Below are 15,665 nucleotides of genomic sequence, written 5' to 3'. Positions count from 1 at the left end.
TAAATTTTTTTATTGATAGATAAGGTATTTTTTTCGGATGCTTTTAAAGGTGTCGATATCGGCATACCAACCTTTCTTTATTTCTTTAAACGTATAGCCTTTTTCAATTTGCTCTTGTAATTTTTTGGTACCCGCATGCAACGTAAAACTTGCTGTTTTAAAGAAATTTTCTTTATCCGTATGTGCTGTATAAGCTTCCACAAGCCATTCTAAATTCACGCGCGCCAGATAGTCTTGCTCTCGTAAATCGAGTCCATGGCAAAGGTTTCCTTTTTCTTTTGGGTTTTTGGCGCCAAAATTAGATTGCGGTGTATATTCAAAAGGGAAATACGCAGCAGGTAATAGGGGAGAGCCAAAAATTTGAAATTGTATTTCGGTACCTCGTCCTGCATTGATGGTCGTACCTTCAAAAAAGCCGAGACTTGGATACAAGTTAATGCTCTTGTCATTCGGTAAATTGGGTGAAGGTCGTGTGGGTAAGGAGTAGCGAGTATCATACTTCCAGTTTTGTAACGGAATCACGGTAAGGTCACATTGAATTCCATCAGTCAGCCATCGTTCTCCATTGACCATCTGTGCGTATTCTCCAATCGTCATTCCGTAGACTAGTGGAATAGGATGCATTCCTAAAAAACTACTATGCTCAGGCTCTAAAGTTGGGCCATCTATATAATGTGCATTTGGGTTGGGTCTGTCGAGCACAATCACAGGAATTCCTTTTTCTGCGGCGGCTTCCATCACGTATGTCAGTGTAGAAATATAAGTGTAAAACCGTACGCCCACATCCTGAATATCAAATACTAAAATATCAATATCTTGTAATTGTTCTTGTGTCGGCTTTTTATTTTTACCGTGCAAGGAAACAATAGGCAAGCCAGTTTTTGGGTCTTTGCTGTCTTTTACTTTTTCGCCTGCATCTGCATCACCTCTAAACCCATGTTCTGGCGAATACACGTGTTTGACAGCAATTCCAAGGCTGAGTAGCGAATCTACCAAATGGGTGCTTTTTTCTTTGCTATGTGTTTCGGTTTTAAAAATGAGTCCGCTTTGATTGGTCACGACGCCCACTTTTTTGTTTTGTAATAACGGCAAATATTCAGTCGTTCGATTGGCACCTACAATAATCGGAAGGTTCTGCTGATCTTTCGTATTTTGTATTTCCGTTTTCGAATTTGCTGCGTTTGAGTCCGCTTTCGCGAAAGCGGAAACCTCCTTACGATCTGTAGAATTAGAAACGTGATTCCCATTTCCACAAGAAATTAAGAGAAAGAGCGTTAAAAAAAAGGTATTTTTGAACAAAAGAATCTGCATTTTGAATCTGGAGTATTTTATAGCAAAACGATTACATGGGGCAACATCGTATAAAAGTAGTGCTTCTACTACGATTATAAAAATTGCGATCATTGCGATTGCCATCGGAATGATCACCATGCTTATCGCGATTGCAACCGGATTAGGATTACAAAAAAAGATACGAGAGAAGGTATCTGCCTTTAATGGTGATATTTTGGTGTCTAATTTTGATGGAAATAATAGCCAAGAAACAGTAAATCCTATCCCGAGAGCACAAGATTTTTATCCAGATTTTGATGCTGTTCCTGAAGTAACGCACATACAAGCGGTGGCAACCCGATCTGGAATCATCCGTACCGCTACCGATTTTGAAGGCGTACTTGTCAAAGGGCTCGGCGCCGATTATGATTGGGATCGGATAGATGATTATCTCGTAGAGGGACGTTTTCCCATATTTACAGAAGAACTCAATACCGAAATGCTGATCAGTCGATATCTCGCTAACAGACTCGGTTTCTCACTCGGCGATAAGGTAATTGTCTATTTTATAGATAACAGATCGGATACACCACGCCCGTTGCGATTGGATATTGTGGGGATTTATGAGAGTGCGTATCAGGAGTTTGATAAGGTATATCTTATGGCAGATATCCGCCATATCCAACGGATTAATAAGTGGAAAAATGATGAGGTGGGTGCTTTTGAAGTGTTTGTAGATGATTTTGATGAGGTGCAAGAAGTTAATAATTATGTGTATCAAAATACAGGTTCCTTTTTACGGTCGATGACCGTGGTAGAGCGTAATCGTAATATTTTTGAATGGGTAAAGTTGTTTGATTTTAATATCGGGCTGATTATCGCCATTATGATTATTGTGGCGGGTATTAATATGATTGTGGCGTTACTCGTACTGATTTTAGAACGAACGCGTATGATTGGAATTTTAAAAGCCTTAGGGGCTTCTGATTATAGTATCCGAAAAATATTTATATACAATGCGATGTACCTGATCGGGATGGGCTTGTTCTGGGGAAATCTCATCGGATTAGGGCTGCTCTATGCGCAACGGTATTTTGAAATCATTACCCTCAACCCCGAAACGTATTACGTGAAAGTCGCTCCCGTGTATATTAATTTTGGACAGATCTTAGTCCTTAATGTCAGCGTGTTTGCGTTATGTCTTTTTATGCTATTAATTCCTTCCTACATCATCACGAAGATTAGCCCAGTGAAGTCGATTCGGTTTGAGTAAGTTGTTGACTGTTAGTTTTTAGTAGGTAGCTGTTAGTCAGTAGTCGGTAGTTTTTGACCTTCCCTAAATAGTGTTTAACGGATTATGTTAATTGTTGTTCTTGTTATTTTCTACATCACATTTTCCAAAAAAAATCCTTCTTAAAAAGGAACCTTGCTAAAGTTTTGTTTTTACGTTTGAGTTTCCCTCTTAAGAAGGAGGGTTAGGGAGGTGTTTTTACTGTGTAATTTGTGAGTTCATGAGAACACACCCCTCATACCAATTTAATCGTAAAATGTCGCAATGTCAGCTTGTTCTTTTTCATTCTAAATTCCTTACTCATATATTCCGTAGCTAAGGCTATGCAATAAAATCGTAGCGTCTTTAGAATAAAAAACAACTACGCCTTGGACACGACATTTTAAAATTAAATAGGTATCAATCCCCTCTTTCTAGAGGGGAAACTCTAATGAGGGTTTTAAAAATAGAGTAGTACTCTATTTTAGAGTAGTCTCTATTTATCATATATATTTTGAGCTATATAAGCAAGCGTAAGAGTCCCCCTTTGGGGTTAGGGGATTTATTCCCACTTTGGGGGCAAGGAGGCTTGAGGGCTTAATACGAATACCCAAAATGGTCAATATCTCTAGCACATTTTTGGGCGACCAATGCTTTTCCTTTTTCGGTATAATATGCTCTATAATTTTTAGGTGTGGTTTCATTAAGAAGCGGAATCTCTTGTATGTCAATTCCAAGGCGATCTGCTATTTTCTTTATTTCTTCCATATAGTTTTCATAGCGATAGATGGTCACATCATCCATACTATGCGTGGTATTTTTAAAATAATCCAATTGATTTAAAAGAAAAGAATCATTACCGTTGTCTTGTGCTGTATTAATGAGAAATTCTTCAAACCGTATACGTTCTTCTTCTAGATTTAGCGGATCCCATTTATAAAGTAACGAGTACCAAGAAAACAGTCTTTCCCAAGGATTACGTACCATACTAAATATAAAATACTCAGGATGTTCTTTAAGGAACTTCCTTTCCATTGTTGAGGCATTTCCGTGCTGTGCGATAACTGCTACTTGATTAGGAAGTGCTTTTTTTAAGAGTGAAATCATACTAGAACCTCCTGTTCTATGGATGTGAATAAAGATGGTTTTTCGGGTATGGATGATGATCATATAGATACCTAAGTAGGTAGGGTTTTAGAAGGTCGGGGGCGAAGTTACATATTGTTTTATGAGCAGTACTCGTAATTTTTTTAAAATAAGAGGGTAACAAAATATCAAATAGTGCTCTTAAGGGTAGGGAATTAAAATTTCAAGTAAAGGCGGTATCCGAAAAGCCTAGTTCTAAATAGAGTAGGAAAAATAAAATGTATAATTATGTTAAGAAAGATTTCAAATTTAGGAACAGCACTAAGTACAAAAGAGCAAAAGTCAATTCAAGGAGGATATGTTGTGTATGAAGATGACTATATGACAGTAGAAGTTAGCGGAAACTGGGGTCGACCTGGCGAAGGGGTTACTTGTTTCTGTGATGGAATAGAAGTGCCTTGTAGTGGTTTAGGGGGGTGCTAGAGAGTGCCTGATTTGTTGATAATAGCAAAAAGGGTGTATGCCCTTTTTGCTGTTTTTTTAGTGAAACGCTGTTTTTAAAGAGTTGTGAAGCAATAAAATTTAAAACAGCTAGTTGAATTAATCCCGCTTTTTTCAGCGAGATCTAAGACTTATCCTAATTTTAGATTGGGTATCCAATCCCTCGAAGCTTGCTCCAAAGATTATTTGCTAATTTCATTTAATAAGTTATTATTATTGTAAACTCCCCATTTTCATAAAAACAGAATAACGCTTATATTGCACGACAAAAAACAAGCGTTGTGAGTACAGAGAAAAAACAGATTATTTCAGATATGATTGGTTTGGCAAAAGCTGATAACATATTACACGAGCGTGAGTACGAATTTATCCTTGCCGTAGCAGCACGTTTAGGACTTTCTAAAACAGAGGTAGATACCCTTCACGCCAACCCTTTAAAAATAAGTGTACTCAGTACCGAGTTACAACGTATCACTCAGTTTCATAGACTTTTATTATTAATGAACGTCGATCAAGAGACGCATTTTACAGAGTTAGACGCCATCCGTAATTATGGGTTAAAATTGGGAATTCGCCCAGAAGCCATTGAGCAAATCTTAAGCGAGATGGATGATCACGAAAACAAGATGATTCCTTCTACACGCCTTGTTGAGATTTTTAAGCGTTTTTATAATTAGACTTTTTTATAGAGATACGATCTATATATGTAGGGTATCTAAAATGTTCCAAAAACAAACTGATTGTCATTCTGAGCCTGTCGAAGGAGGCTTGTAAATCAGTATGTTAAAAACTTCGACAAGCTCAGTTTGACATTTTTAAAATGCTTTTTTAAATAAGTATTTTATAGGTGTTGTTACAGAGTACGCTCCTACCTGCAGGCAGTTTCGCGAAAGCGTAAAAAACAAGAAAACCGAAGCGATCAAACTTCGGTTTTCAAATCATAGATACTGCAAGGGTACCATTGGAAGTTAGGTCACAGTATCTAGATATTTTTACTTATGTAAAGCAATCTAAAAAATTCCGCCACCTTCTTTCTCATCTTTATCACGACGCTTTCTGGATTTTGCACGGTATTTATTACTTCCTAAACGAAGCGATAATGCTGCATTAATTGTATTACTTTCCCAATTGAACTGGATATTTTGATTAAATGGACGGGTTCCTGTCCCTTGAAACTTCATCGTATTAAAGATGTCATTGTAGTTCAAGCTTGCGGTTGCTTTTCCTTCCCAGAAATTGTATCGTGCTCCGATGTTGGTCATAAACATAGGGTCTACTTCAAACTGGATATTCTCATTAGCCCCACGATACATAACAAAGGCAGAAAAGGTCAATTTTTTGGTGGCTTTAAAATTATTGAACACTCTAAAATTCCACACTACATTGTCTATTTCAAAATTGCTACTTGTAATATCATTCACTGTTGGATTGTCAGTTGTTGGATCTACGGTTTCTGCAAACGACTGTTGTGTTTGAGAAAAGACATCAAAACTTGCATTAAAATTCCACCACGACAATGGCTTATAATTCGCCGATATTTCCAATCCATACGAAGACGTATCGTCAAAGTTATCATTTGTAAAAATCAAACTATTTAAATTCGGATCGGTACGGTTGTACAACAACGCCTGATTAATCAAGTCTGATACCGAGCGATAAAATACGCCAGTCGTAATCGATCCTTTTTCTAGGTTACGCGTATAATTCACTTCTAACGAATTGGTAAATTGCGGAATCAACGACGGATTTCCAAATGCCGAAATCAACGGGGTACTAAACTCTCTAATCGGATTTACTTGCCCAATCCCAGGACGATCCACACGTCTGCTATAACTTAACTGATACTGATTCTTCTCCGAGGGATTATAGGTAATAAACGCCGACGGATATAATTGCGTATAGTCATTTCCGAAATTACGAAGTACGCTATTCCCATCACGAGATACTTGTACGGAAGGATCAGTATCAAAATTTGATAAATCATCGGTAACAACACCTTCTAAAAAGGTTTCTCTCGTATTGGCAGTCACATTTACAGACTCAAAACGAAGTCCAAATTGCGCAGACCATTTCTCCCATTTCTTATTCACAGAAGCATATAACGAGTAAATATCTCTTGCATAATCAAAGTTGGTTGCTGGTGCATTGATAAACGTATCTGGATCTGTCGAAAGGTTAAACGGATTAATCACCAACTGATCTGTAGATCGTTCAATTTCAGAGGCAAAGATTCGTGCTTGTGCGCCAGCTTCTAGCTTTAACGTTTCAGATAACGGATTTACATAATCTAAGTTAATCGTCGTTCTTGTACGATCTGTATTGATAGCATCTACATAATCTTGAGCTACATTTTCGCCGTCAAAAAGGAAGAGTCCATTCTCATCCCCTGTAAAGATATTGTGATCTACTTCCAGCTCAATAGAACTTCCCTCTTTGGCTAATGCTAATTTATAATCCACATTATATTGGGAGGAGGTATTGTCATTTCTGTTATCAAAAATTTGACTCACATCATTAGCATCTGTTGGGAAATTTACAACTGTCGTTCCTGTTACAAAACCGTTAAAGAGGTTTTGATTGGTAAAAACAGACAAGGTATTTTTATCATTGATATAATAATCGACACCTACTTTAAACAAGTTAGAATTACTATCGTCAAAGAAATCGAAATCCTGAAAAATCTGATCTTGCTCACGGTCTACAAAACCAAAGTTGGCATTTTTGTTATAGTTACCACCCCAGCTTCCAAAGAGATTGAATTTTCCGTTTCTGTAGTTAACATCAATTCCTGTATTCCATTTTGGATTGTCTTGATAGGTTATGCCTGTGTTGATATTTACATTTGTTCCTAGATTGGCATTCTTATGTAAAATGATATTGATCAAGCCGCTCATCCCTTCAGGATTGTACTTTGCTGAAGGATTGGTAATCAACTCAATTTGCTTAATAGATGTAGAAGGGATTTGCTTTAATAATTGAGCAACAGGAACATTAGATAACTTTCCGTCTACCATCACTTGTACATTCTGATTCCCTCTCAGCGATAAATTCCCAGATTGTTGATCTACCGTTACTGATGGGAGATTATTCATAATATCTCCAGCAGTAGGACCAGAGGTGGTCAAATCTTTTCCAACAGTAATCACCTTACGATCTATTTTTTGTTGTATGGTTGTACGCTCTGCAACAACGGTTACTTCATCCAGACCCGTAACTTCTTCTTCTAGCGTAACAGTTCCTAAATCAATATCTCTGTTTTCTCGACTCACGTTAATAGGTGTACTGTATATTTTATAGCCTATGAACTGAATCGTTACTGTATTTTCTCCTTCGGGAATTCCTTTAATTTCAAACAGACCATTATCATCTGTGATTCCTCCTGTGATGAGCTCGCCTTTAGCATCTAGTATAGAAACTGTTACAAAGGGAAGCGGTTCTTGTAGTTGCTTATCCAGTACTTTTCCTTTAATCGTTCCGATTTTGTCTACTGGATTCTTTGGATGGGCATAGGTAAAACTACCCCATAATAGCACGAGTGCTAAGATAAATTGTTTCATATTCTGATTGATTTTGATTGATGAATGTATGTTATGCACAATACTTTGTATAACATACTATAATGACGCATTCTATCGTAATTATAACAACAAGACGTCTGTTGTTAGCAAAATGTTACCAAAAAAAATGACTTTAACATTTAGGCGTACTCTTTTTAAGAGTCTAAAGAAAATACGTGTTAAAGGTAGAGAGACCGTGTTTTTAGACAAAAAAAGGGAAGCTATCTCAGCTTCCCTTTTTGATATATAATTCTTATCTACAGTTACTTAATGATCAGTTTTTGAGTGATTGTAGCACTATCGGATTGGATTTGGACAAAATACATTCCTTTTGCTAATCTGCTTGTATTCAAAATTCTAGTGTTATTAAAATTTTGAAGCTCGATGATTTGAACGACTTTCCCTTGTACATCCACAATTGTAAGTCGTTGTAACTGTTCCTGTCCAGCATACGTAAGAGTCGCCTGATCTGTAGCAGGGTTAGGGTAGAGGGTTATGCTTTCGCGAAAGCGTACTTCTTCTATATCCAATATATCTCGTTCTTGAAATAGGATCGTAAAACGCTCTGGTTGTATGCTCCGTTGTGCTGTAAATTGATAATCAGTTTCTTTTAAGTTAGTTACAGCATTGAAAAGATGATCGATTAAGAATACAGGTGCATTTGTGATGTTAGCACCTTCAAAATGATCGATACTTATGGTATATGTTTCTTCAGTTTCCACGGTCGTAGAAAATCCTAAGGTCAATTCTATCGAAGGATTAAAAACCTCTCTTCCCTGAATCGCTAATTGCTCTCCAGTTTCTAGCGTGGTGAATAGAGAGATAAAGGTTCCTAAACGCACCGTATCATACCCAGGATCAAAACCGGGCGTCGCTTGTGGGATGAAGCCCACAGCCGTTTGTGATACTGCATCTTCATACACATCGGTGGTCATATTGAGCCATAGTAAATCTGTACTACTTGAGTTTTCTGCTGAGCGTAAATCGTCGTTATTTCCAATCACACGAATACTATTTGTGAAGGTTACAGGCGTATTACTCATGGCTTGTGCTTGATCAGCTTTGATGGCAAATCCTTGACCAGACGCCATAAACTGACCTGGTGATGCCCCCCCATTCACTGCCGAAATACCGACCAACGCATTGCGGATGGAAATATCATTCATTGAGAAATTACTAGAACCAAATCCTGGTAAGTCTCCAGAAGGGTTTGTAATATGCTCCCAGTAATACACTTCATTGACAGCATCATTACTGGTAATAAATGCATTTACATCAATAGCAGAAGCGTACGGATTTCCTAATAAATTGTAATTATTGGTGGTTTCAGGTCCGTTGTAATTGATAGGAAGAGTGATTGTTCCAGAGTTTAAAGTTCCTTGATCATACGTCAAGTTATAGGGAGCTTCGGGCGTATCGTCTGCAGGAGAAGGGAATACCAATAATCCTATACCTGCGTCTGGTAAGGCTCTACTTCCAGCGTACGGATCTAAATAATCAAGGTTGTCATCTAAGAAATTTTCGGCACCAGCAAATTCTGGGTATTCCATCAAATCTATATCAAAAGGCACAAAATTGGCTGGGATAATCCCAAAAACGGCGCGCGCATTTCCATATACCTGATCTCTAGTTTCAGCACTCATAGGACTACTAAGCGCAATAAAATTACGTCCAGCTACAGGAGGTGTTGTTTTGGTAACATTAATGTTGCCGTTATTAATGGTAATTGCATCTTCAGCCACCTGAATGACACTTGCTTGATGAGCTACGTTAAGAGTTCCCTCTACAGTAATATCAAATACAGACCGTAAATAAAAACCATCTCCTATAGTGACGGTTCTTCCAGAAGCAATTGTACAACTACAGGCATTAATATTCTCAGGGTCAAAGTTGGTATTGTAATTTCCATTAAACAACGCCGATTTTGTGTTATCAGGAACCCCATTAGACCAAGTATTACCGTCCCAAATCGTACTGTCTGAGCAAGGTTGTGGTGTGGTCTCTACGGCTTGTATGGTAAAATCAAAGGCGTCAGAAAAGGACGAACTCTTTGTCACACGCAAGAGATAAGGATTCCCGTTGATGAGTTCAAAGAAGCTTCCGTCATTATAAAAGCATCCTAACTCTTCTCCAGCGCATTCGTCAAATAATGAAAACCCTTCTGTGTTTGAGACATTAGAGATTTCAATAGATCCATTTACAGGCATAGTGAAACTAAACCACAGGTCTAGATTATCTGTATTGACAGTATCACAAGATGCATCTATACTTTCTGTAGCTCCACGATTATCCAATGGGATGACTGTTGTCGTTTCTTGAAGTACTTGTATGTTTTGAGGTGTTTCGCATTCGTCATTTGTGGGAGTTTCAAAAGCTTGTAGACTAAAATTAACCTCGCCTGCAAAGGTAGAAATCTCACTCACCCTCATAATATAATTGGTAGCTTCTTGGAGTCCGTAAATAAACCCATTGTTAAAAGAACAACTAATTTCTGTACCTCCACACGTGTCAAAAATACTTACACTCACTGTATTTGGGATATTGGTTACCCGTACATTTCCATTGACGGGCATGGTAAATTCATACCACACATCAAGATTGTCTGTATTGACATTTTCACAAGAAGCATTGATACTTTCTGTAGCTGTTGAAGTATCAATGGTGTATTGGAGTGCTTCAGTAGTATTTACCGTGATGGTTTCTCTGTCTGCACACTCATCATTAGGTGCTTGCGCATTGATTGTAGATCCCCCAAAGATCAATGCTAAAAATAGTAATGTGTACTTCATAATATGTTGATTATTTATTGCGAGTACTTAAAGTTAGCGTGATGAGGGTGAGCAGTCTATTTTTTTTAGTGAAGGTGGTTTTTTAATTAGTGAGTGCTATTTTTTTAGATTGATACTTCTATTTGATAATCAATTTTTGTGTGATGCTGTTGCTGTCTGATTGAATCTGTATAAAATACATTCCTTTAGCTAATTTACTAGTTTGAATGTTTAGTGAATGATTAAAGCTTCTAAGATTCATTGTTTTGATGAGTCTCCCGTTCATATCGGTAACGGTAAGCTTTTGCAATTGCTGCTGTCCAGAATAGGTAAGTGTGACCTGATTTGTCGCAGGATTAGGATGGAGGGTTACGCTTTCGCGAAAGCGAACTTCGTCTACACCCAATACATCACGTTCTTGAAAAATAACTGTAAAACGATCCGACTGTATGCCTTTACTCGCTGTAAATAAATAGCTATTTTCCTTTAAATTTGTGACTGTATTTTCTAAATGATCAACTAGGAATATAGGCGCATTTTCAATAGCAATACCTTCCAGATGATCGATACTGATAGTATAAGTTTCTTCCGTTTCTATTGAAGTAGAAAATCCTAATGTCAATTCTATCGTAGGATCAAAAGCTTCTCTTCCTTGAATGGCTAAATACGCTCCATCTAGATTTGTAAATAGCGAAAGAAACGTCCCAAGGCGTTTGCTATCATACCCAGCATCAAATCCTTGCGTAGCGTTTTCCGTAAACCCAATGGCGGTTTGTGATTGTGCTTCTTCGTAGGCATTTGTTGTTAGATTTAACCATAATTTATCTATATTGTTTTCTACAGCACTCGATCTAAACCCATCGTTATTACCTGTCACACGGATTCTGTTTGCAAATACCACAGGGGTATTGGCTCCCGCCTGTGATTGGTCTGCCTTGATCCCAAATCCTTGTCCAGATGCCATAAACTGCCCAGGCGCTGTCCCTCCGTTGACTGCGGCTACACCCATCATCGCATTGCGCATTGAAATATCATTCATAGAGAAATTACTCGTTCCAAATCCTGGTAATGCAGCTGTAGGATTCGTCAAGTGATCCCAATAGTAGACTTCATTTACCGCATCATTGGTACTAATAAACTCAGCGACATCAATCGCCGATGCGTACGGATTTCCTAGTAAGTTGTAATTATTAATGGTTGCAGGACCATTGTAATTAATAGGTACGGTAATGGTTCCTGAGTTTAACGTCCCTGGATTTGAAGGATTTTGTGTGTAGGTAAGTGTATAGGCTCCGTCTCCAACATTAGCTTCAGGTTGTGGGAAAATCAGCTGACCAATTCCCGCAGGAGGTAAGGCAGTACTTCCAGTTACTGGTAGTAAGTAATCATTGTCATCATCCAAGAAATTTTCAGCTCCTTCAAATTCTGGAAATGTCATGAGATCGATAGGGAAGGGGATGAAATTTTCAGGGATAATACTAAAAACGGCTCTAGAATTTCCATACACTCGATCTCTCGCTTCAGCAGTCACAGGACTACTCATGGCGACAAAATTACGATCGTCTATTGTTGGTGTTGTTTTAGAAACGGAGATCGATCCGTTATTGATCGTTATAGCGTTTTCTTCTACTTGAACGACACTTCCTTGGTTAGCTACGATAAGAGTTCCATCGATGATAATATTATTTTGGATGTTGATAAAGTTTCCATCGGTTACTGTAAGGGTTGCCATGGGATTGATCGTAAGCTCACAGGCATTAATATCTCCCAATCCCATGGTTGCTGTATTGTAATCTTCGGCAATGATAGCGGTCATCGTAGCATTAGGAGTTCCATTGTCCCATCCACCTGCAATCGTATAGGTGGTGGTGCCACCAGTACAGGCTACCGTAGGAATTGTCGAACCAGAACAATCTGGTGTATAGTCAAAGAGTTGTGTGCCAATATCTCCAGCACAATCCGCCCCAGCAGGTGCAGGTGTAAAAGGACCACAGGCCGTAAAAAACTGATCATCTCTCGGGTCTTCTGTATTGAAGCAAACATCTGGAGGTATCATGCTATCTGCAAATTGTATCCGAATTTGTCCGAGAAATGCGGGAGTCGTTCCTACATTATTGGTTGCAATAGTTCCCGAACTCCAAAATTGTAGCCAGTTTAAACTCGCGCGTGTGGAGCCACTATCATTGGTGTTGAAATTATTGTAGTTTCCAACACTAAAACTAGAAGAAGCAAGAATAGAACCGTCTGGTTGTTCAAAAAATAAATTTCCATTGGCACTAATTTCTGTACCAAAAGCTGCTTCATTATAGTCGATGAAAAATTGTCCAGGTCCTAGAATAAAATCGGTATCGGATTGGATAAAGATATCTACTTGATAGAAATCATTATCTACTTCATTAATGATCTGTGCATTTTCAAAAGATAAGGTCATGTTCTGTCCAACGGAATAAGACAAGGTCAAACAACAAGTGAGTATTGTAATGAATGTTTTCATAGTTTGGTTTTAGGTGTTCTTTAATATTGTTGACTTCGACCAACATTAGGTAACGTGAGTAAGAGAATATCTGTATTGAGTACTTGTCCGTCCATATTCACATCGGTAGTGAGATAGCCAGATAATCCAATGGAAGGAAGGCTATTCAAATAGTCCGTAGTGAGAATTTGTCCATCAGGAGTAACATCTCCAGCGATCAATGCATATTGACCATTGGTAAGCTGCACAACGGCAAGACTTCCACCAGAAATACTACTTAGGTTTTGAGTCATATCAACCATAGTGGTTGTGTTATCTAAAGCCACTGGGTTTGCCGATAGAATGCCGAGATGATTACGGTGGGTAATCGCGATATAATAGGATGATTCGGGGATTGAAAATTGTAAGGAGGTACTACCATCTGAGCTGACAACATCTCCGTCGCGTTGTAATAATGCCGATTGGGAAGCAACAATAACGGAAGGATCTGTAGCGTCTCTAAGTTCCACAAAAACCCAATCGACAATAGCATTTTCACCTGTAACAGAGAATACTGAAGCATCACAAATCGAACTGTCATAGGGGGACGTCGTTGGAATTAAAACAGGATCTGCGCTACGCAAGTTGTCGCGCATTAATCCTAATTCTCCAGCAAAAGGATCTGTTCCAGGGCCTTGAAGGAAAACAATAGGATTCACACGGATACTTACGGATTGCGGAACAATAAAACCTTCTGAAAGAGAAAGGGTAGCAGACGTACGTTCAGCGACATGAACTTCACCTATCGTGTACACGATTTGGATTCCTCCAGCGGAGGTACTAGTACCACCACTGTCAATACTAAAGCGATCAATACTTTGTGCGTTGCTTGCACAAAAAATACTGAAAAAAGCAAGCGTATATAAAATTCTCATTTGATAGTAGTTTTAAGGGAAGCTTCTAGCTGTGTCATTCGATTTTTTAATTCCGCTATTTCTGTAGCCTTGGCTTCTAGGGTTTCTATCTTGGTTTGCTGCTTCTGAATGATTTTGTTTTGTTCTTGAATGGCTTTGATGAGTACTGGAATTAAATCTGAATAGTACACACCCAATCGATCTAACTCTTTTTTCTCAAGGGTTCCTTCTTCATCTACCGAAACAAACTCATGGGTTTTAACGACTTCTGGAATCACTTTCAATAAATCTTGCGCAATCAATCCTAATTTTTCTCCTTGTTGGGGATTATTTTTCCATTGGAAGCGTACCGGATGCAGATTTAAAATTTCGCGTAAGCCATAATTTAAAATTTGAATTTTTTCTTTTTCTCTCCTATCTGAGGTGTTAATTGTTCCATCCTGTGCCCAGACAGCATTCCAACGAAAGCTAGAATTACCCAAATTAAAAGCACCGTCACTATCAGGAAAAAGCCCTGCATTAAATGACAATTCATTACTCCCCGTATCTTCAATCGTTTCGGTACCTATGCGTAACCGACCCCCATCTATGTGAAATCGTTCGGCTGGGTTTGTGGTACCTACCCCTACGTTTCCATTTTTTAGAATCATAAGGGCTGTGCTTCTATTGGAGAAACTGGTGCCATTTCCTACCTGAAGTAAGGGATCTCCTGGTAAGAAAAAAGAATCACTCCCACCAACTATTGTATTGTATGTACCTAATATGATAGATTGATACGAATCTGACCATACATAATTCCCGATCGTAATGCTGTTATTTGCTCTGCATGCATTTTCAAAACCTAAGGCAATGGAACCTACAGCATCTGGAAAAATAATATTACTAAATCCAGCAGCAAAACTACTATCTGCTTGTGCTGAGGAAGAACCTAATGCAACAGCATTAAAGCCTGAAGCCGAAGCATTATTCCCCAAAGCTACTGCATAATCTCCACTAGAGCTTGCTTCTGGTCCAGCAAACGAATAATCTCCATCAGATCTTCCTTCTGGCCCTGCAAACGAATAGTCTCCATTAGCATCACTTCCGCCTCCTAGCGATATTGAGTGAGCTCCAGAAGCATTTGCATTAAATCCAACTGCCATACTATAAGCACCAGATGCGGTGCTTTGACTTCCAAGAACAATACTAGTATTTCCAGTAGCGTACGAGTCAAATCCCATCGCCACAGCATTACTAGCACTAGCCACAGAGCTACCCGCTGCAAATGATCGTTCTCCAAGCGCTCCACGATCATTTCCAGGATTGGAAGAATAACTTAAATCGACTGCATTACGACCTATTGGGCCATAATTAGCTGGATTTTGACCTGCCAAACGCCATCCAATACCATTTCCTTCGTCAAAGGGTTCTAAACCTGGGATATTTTCTACATCGGTCGCTATGGTTGCAGTTTCTGCACTTACAGCAGTTTGTGCATGATACGCATAAGGCACCGAATACATGGGCGTACTTCCCAAATCTATAAGACCATCTCCAGGATCAATTTGCACATTGAGTTCGAATCGATCGTTTAACCAATCCAATGAAGAAAATGTTCCATTTATGGGGGTTCCTTCACCAATGGTGAGTATCATAAGACCATTTTCGTTGGTATTGAGCGTATGGGTTTCTATATAGGCTGGAAAGTTAATGGGTACAATAGTCAAAGTGAGTTCTACCCGTAATTCTTGATTCGCCATAGCCACTCCTGCATCGTCCCGAACAATGGCCTTATAACTCATTCCTATAGTTTGAGAAATAGCGACAATAGGGAGTAACAGGATTAAAAATAAATACTTTTTCATA

At 38.6% G+C, this 15,665-nt stretch carries 10 protein-coding genes; 3 read left to right on the top strand and 7 right to left on the bottom strand.

The genetic code is table 11. From position 1 onward, the window contains the following. Positions 1–9 precede the first annotated feature (9 nt). A complete protein-coding gene (locus tag Q0505_RS01150) occupies positions 10–1,311 on the bottom strand; it encodes a DUF1343 domain-containing protein (RefSeq protein ID WP_299207887.1) in 1,302 nt (433 codons plus the stop codon). Position 1,312: 1 nt separating this feature from the next. On the opposite strand from Q0505_RS01150, the gene Q0505_RS01145 reads away from it, so the two are divergent. Then, entirely contained in the window at positions 1,313–2,545 is a 1,233-nt protein-coding gene (locus tag Q0505_RS01145) for an FtsX-like permease family protein (RefSeq protein ID WP_299207907.1), read from the top strand. A 594-nt stretch (positions 2,546–3,139) separates the two neighbouring features. On the opposite strand, the gene Q0505_RS01140 is transcribed toward Q0505_RS01145, so the two are convergent. Continuing rightward, positions 3,140–3,712 carry a sulfotransferase family 2 domain-containing protein gene (locus Q0505_RS01140; RefSeq protein WP_299207885.1) on the bottom strand — a complete coding sequence of 191 codons (573 nt, stop codon included), beginning with the start codon at positions 3,710–3,712 and terminating at the stop codon, positions 3,140–3,142. 204 nt (positions 3,713–3,916) lie between these two features. On the opposite strand from Q0505_RS01140, the gene Q0505_RS01135 reads away from it, so the two are divergent. Continuing rightward, on the top strand, positions 3,917–4,111 hold the full coding sequence (locus Q0505_RS01135) for a hypothetical protein (protein WP_299207883.1): 195 nt from the start codon (positions 3,917–3,919) through the stop codon (positions 4,109–4,111). Positions 4,112–4,386: 275 nt separating this feature from the next. Next, positions 4,387–4,806, top strand: coding sequence for a TerB family tellurite resistance protein (locus tag Q0505_RS01130; protein ID WP_299207905.1), 420 nt, complete (start codon positions 4,387–4,389; stop codon positions 4,804–4,806). A gap of 333 nt (positions 4,807–5,139) precedes the next feature. Here the strand turns inward: Q0505_RS01130 and Q0505_RS01125 are convergent, their stop codons facing one another. The 5 genes from Q0505_RS01125 to Q0505_RS01105 form a co-directional block, all read right to left on the bottom strand. Continuing rightward, positions 5,140–7,686: a TonB-dependent receptor gene (locus Q0505_RS01125; protein ID WP_299207881.1), complete on the bottom strand. Its 2,547-nt coding sequence runs from the start codon at positions 7,684–7,686 to the stop codon at positions 5,140–5,142. 263 nt (positions 7,687–7,949) lie between these two features. Continuing rightward, on the bottom strand, positions 7,950–10,475 hold the full coding sequence (locus Q0505_RS01120) for a T9SS type A sorting domain-containing protein (protein WP_299207879.1): 2,526 nt from the start codon (positions 10,473–10,475) through the stop codon (positions 7,950–7,952). 118 nt (positions 10,476–10,593) lie between these two features. Further along, on the bottom strand, positions 10,594–12,948 hold the full coding sequence (locus Q0505_RS01115; RefSeq protein ID WP_299207877.1) for a T9SS type A sorting domain-containing protein: 2,355 nt from the start codon (positions 12,946–12,948) through the stop codon (positions 10,594–10,596). 20 nt (positions 12,949–12,968) lie between these two features. Next, positions 12,969–13,841 carry a hemagglutinin protein gene (locus tag Q0505_RS01110; protein WP_299207875.1) on the bottom strand — a complete coding sequence of 291 codons (873 nt, stop codon included), beginning with the start codon at positions 13,839–13,841 and terminating at the stop codon, positions 12,969–12,971. After that, positions 13,838–15,664: a tail fiber domain-containing protein gene (locus Q0505_RS01105; RefSeq protein WP_299207872.1), complete on the bottom strand. Its 1,827-nt coding sequence runs from the start codon at positions 15,662–15,664 to the stop codon at positions 13,838–13,840. The genes Q0505_RS01110 and Q0505_RS01105 overlap by 4 nt, the downstream gene beginning before the upstream one ends. Between the last annotated feature and the right edge of the window lies 1 nt (position 15,665).

It is taken from the genome of uncultured Dokdonia sp., assembly GCF_937910895.1.
Classification (GTDB): domain Bacteria; phylum Bacteroidota; class Bacteroidia; order Flavobacteriales; family Flavobacteriaceae; genus Dokdonia.
The sequence above is the reverse complement of the archived record's forward strand: the minus strand, read 5'-3'. Positions and strand labels throughout refer to the sequence as shown.

Excerpts from the sequence above, each read along its gene's own strand:
- Q0505_RS01150 (WP_299207887.1), bottom strand. The coding sequence starts at position 1,311 with ATGCAGATTCTTTTGTTCAAAAATACCTTTTTTTTAACGCTCTTTCTC.
- Q0505_RS01140 (WP_299207885.1), bottom strand. The coding sequence starts at position 3,712 with ATGATCATCATCCATACCCGAAAAACCATCTTTATTCACATCCATAGA.
- Q0505_RS01135 (WP_299207883.1), top strand. The coding sequence starts at position 3,917 with ATGTTAAGAAAGATTTCAAATTTAGGAACAGCACTAAGTACAAAAGAG.
- Q0505_RS01125 (WP_299207881.1), bottom strand. The coding sequence starts at position 7,686 with ATGAAACAATTTATCTTAGCACTCGTGCTATTATGGGGTAGTTTTACC.
- Q0505_RS01120 (WP_299207879.1), bottom strand. The coding sequence starts at position 10,475 with ATGAAGTACACATTACTATTTTTAGCATTGATCTTTGGGGGATCTACA.
- Q0505_RS01115 (WP_299207877.1), bottom strand. The coding sequence starts at position 12,948 with ATGAAAACATTCATTACAATACTCACTTGTTGTTTGACCTTGTCTTAT.
- Q0505_RS01110 (WP_299207875.1), bottom strand. The coding sequence starts at position 13,841 with ATGAGAATTTTATATACGCTTGCTTTTTTCAGTATTTTTTGTGCAAGC.
- Q0505_RS01105 (WP_299207872.1), bottom strand. The coding sequence starts at position 15,664 with ATGAAAAAGTATTTATTTTTAATCCTGTTACTCCCTATTGTCGCTATT.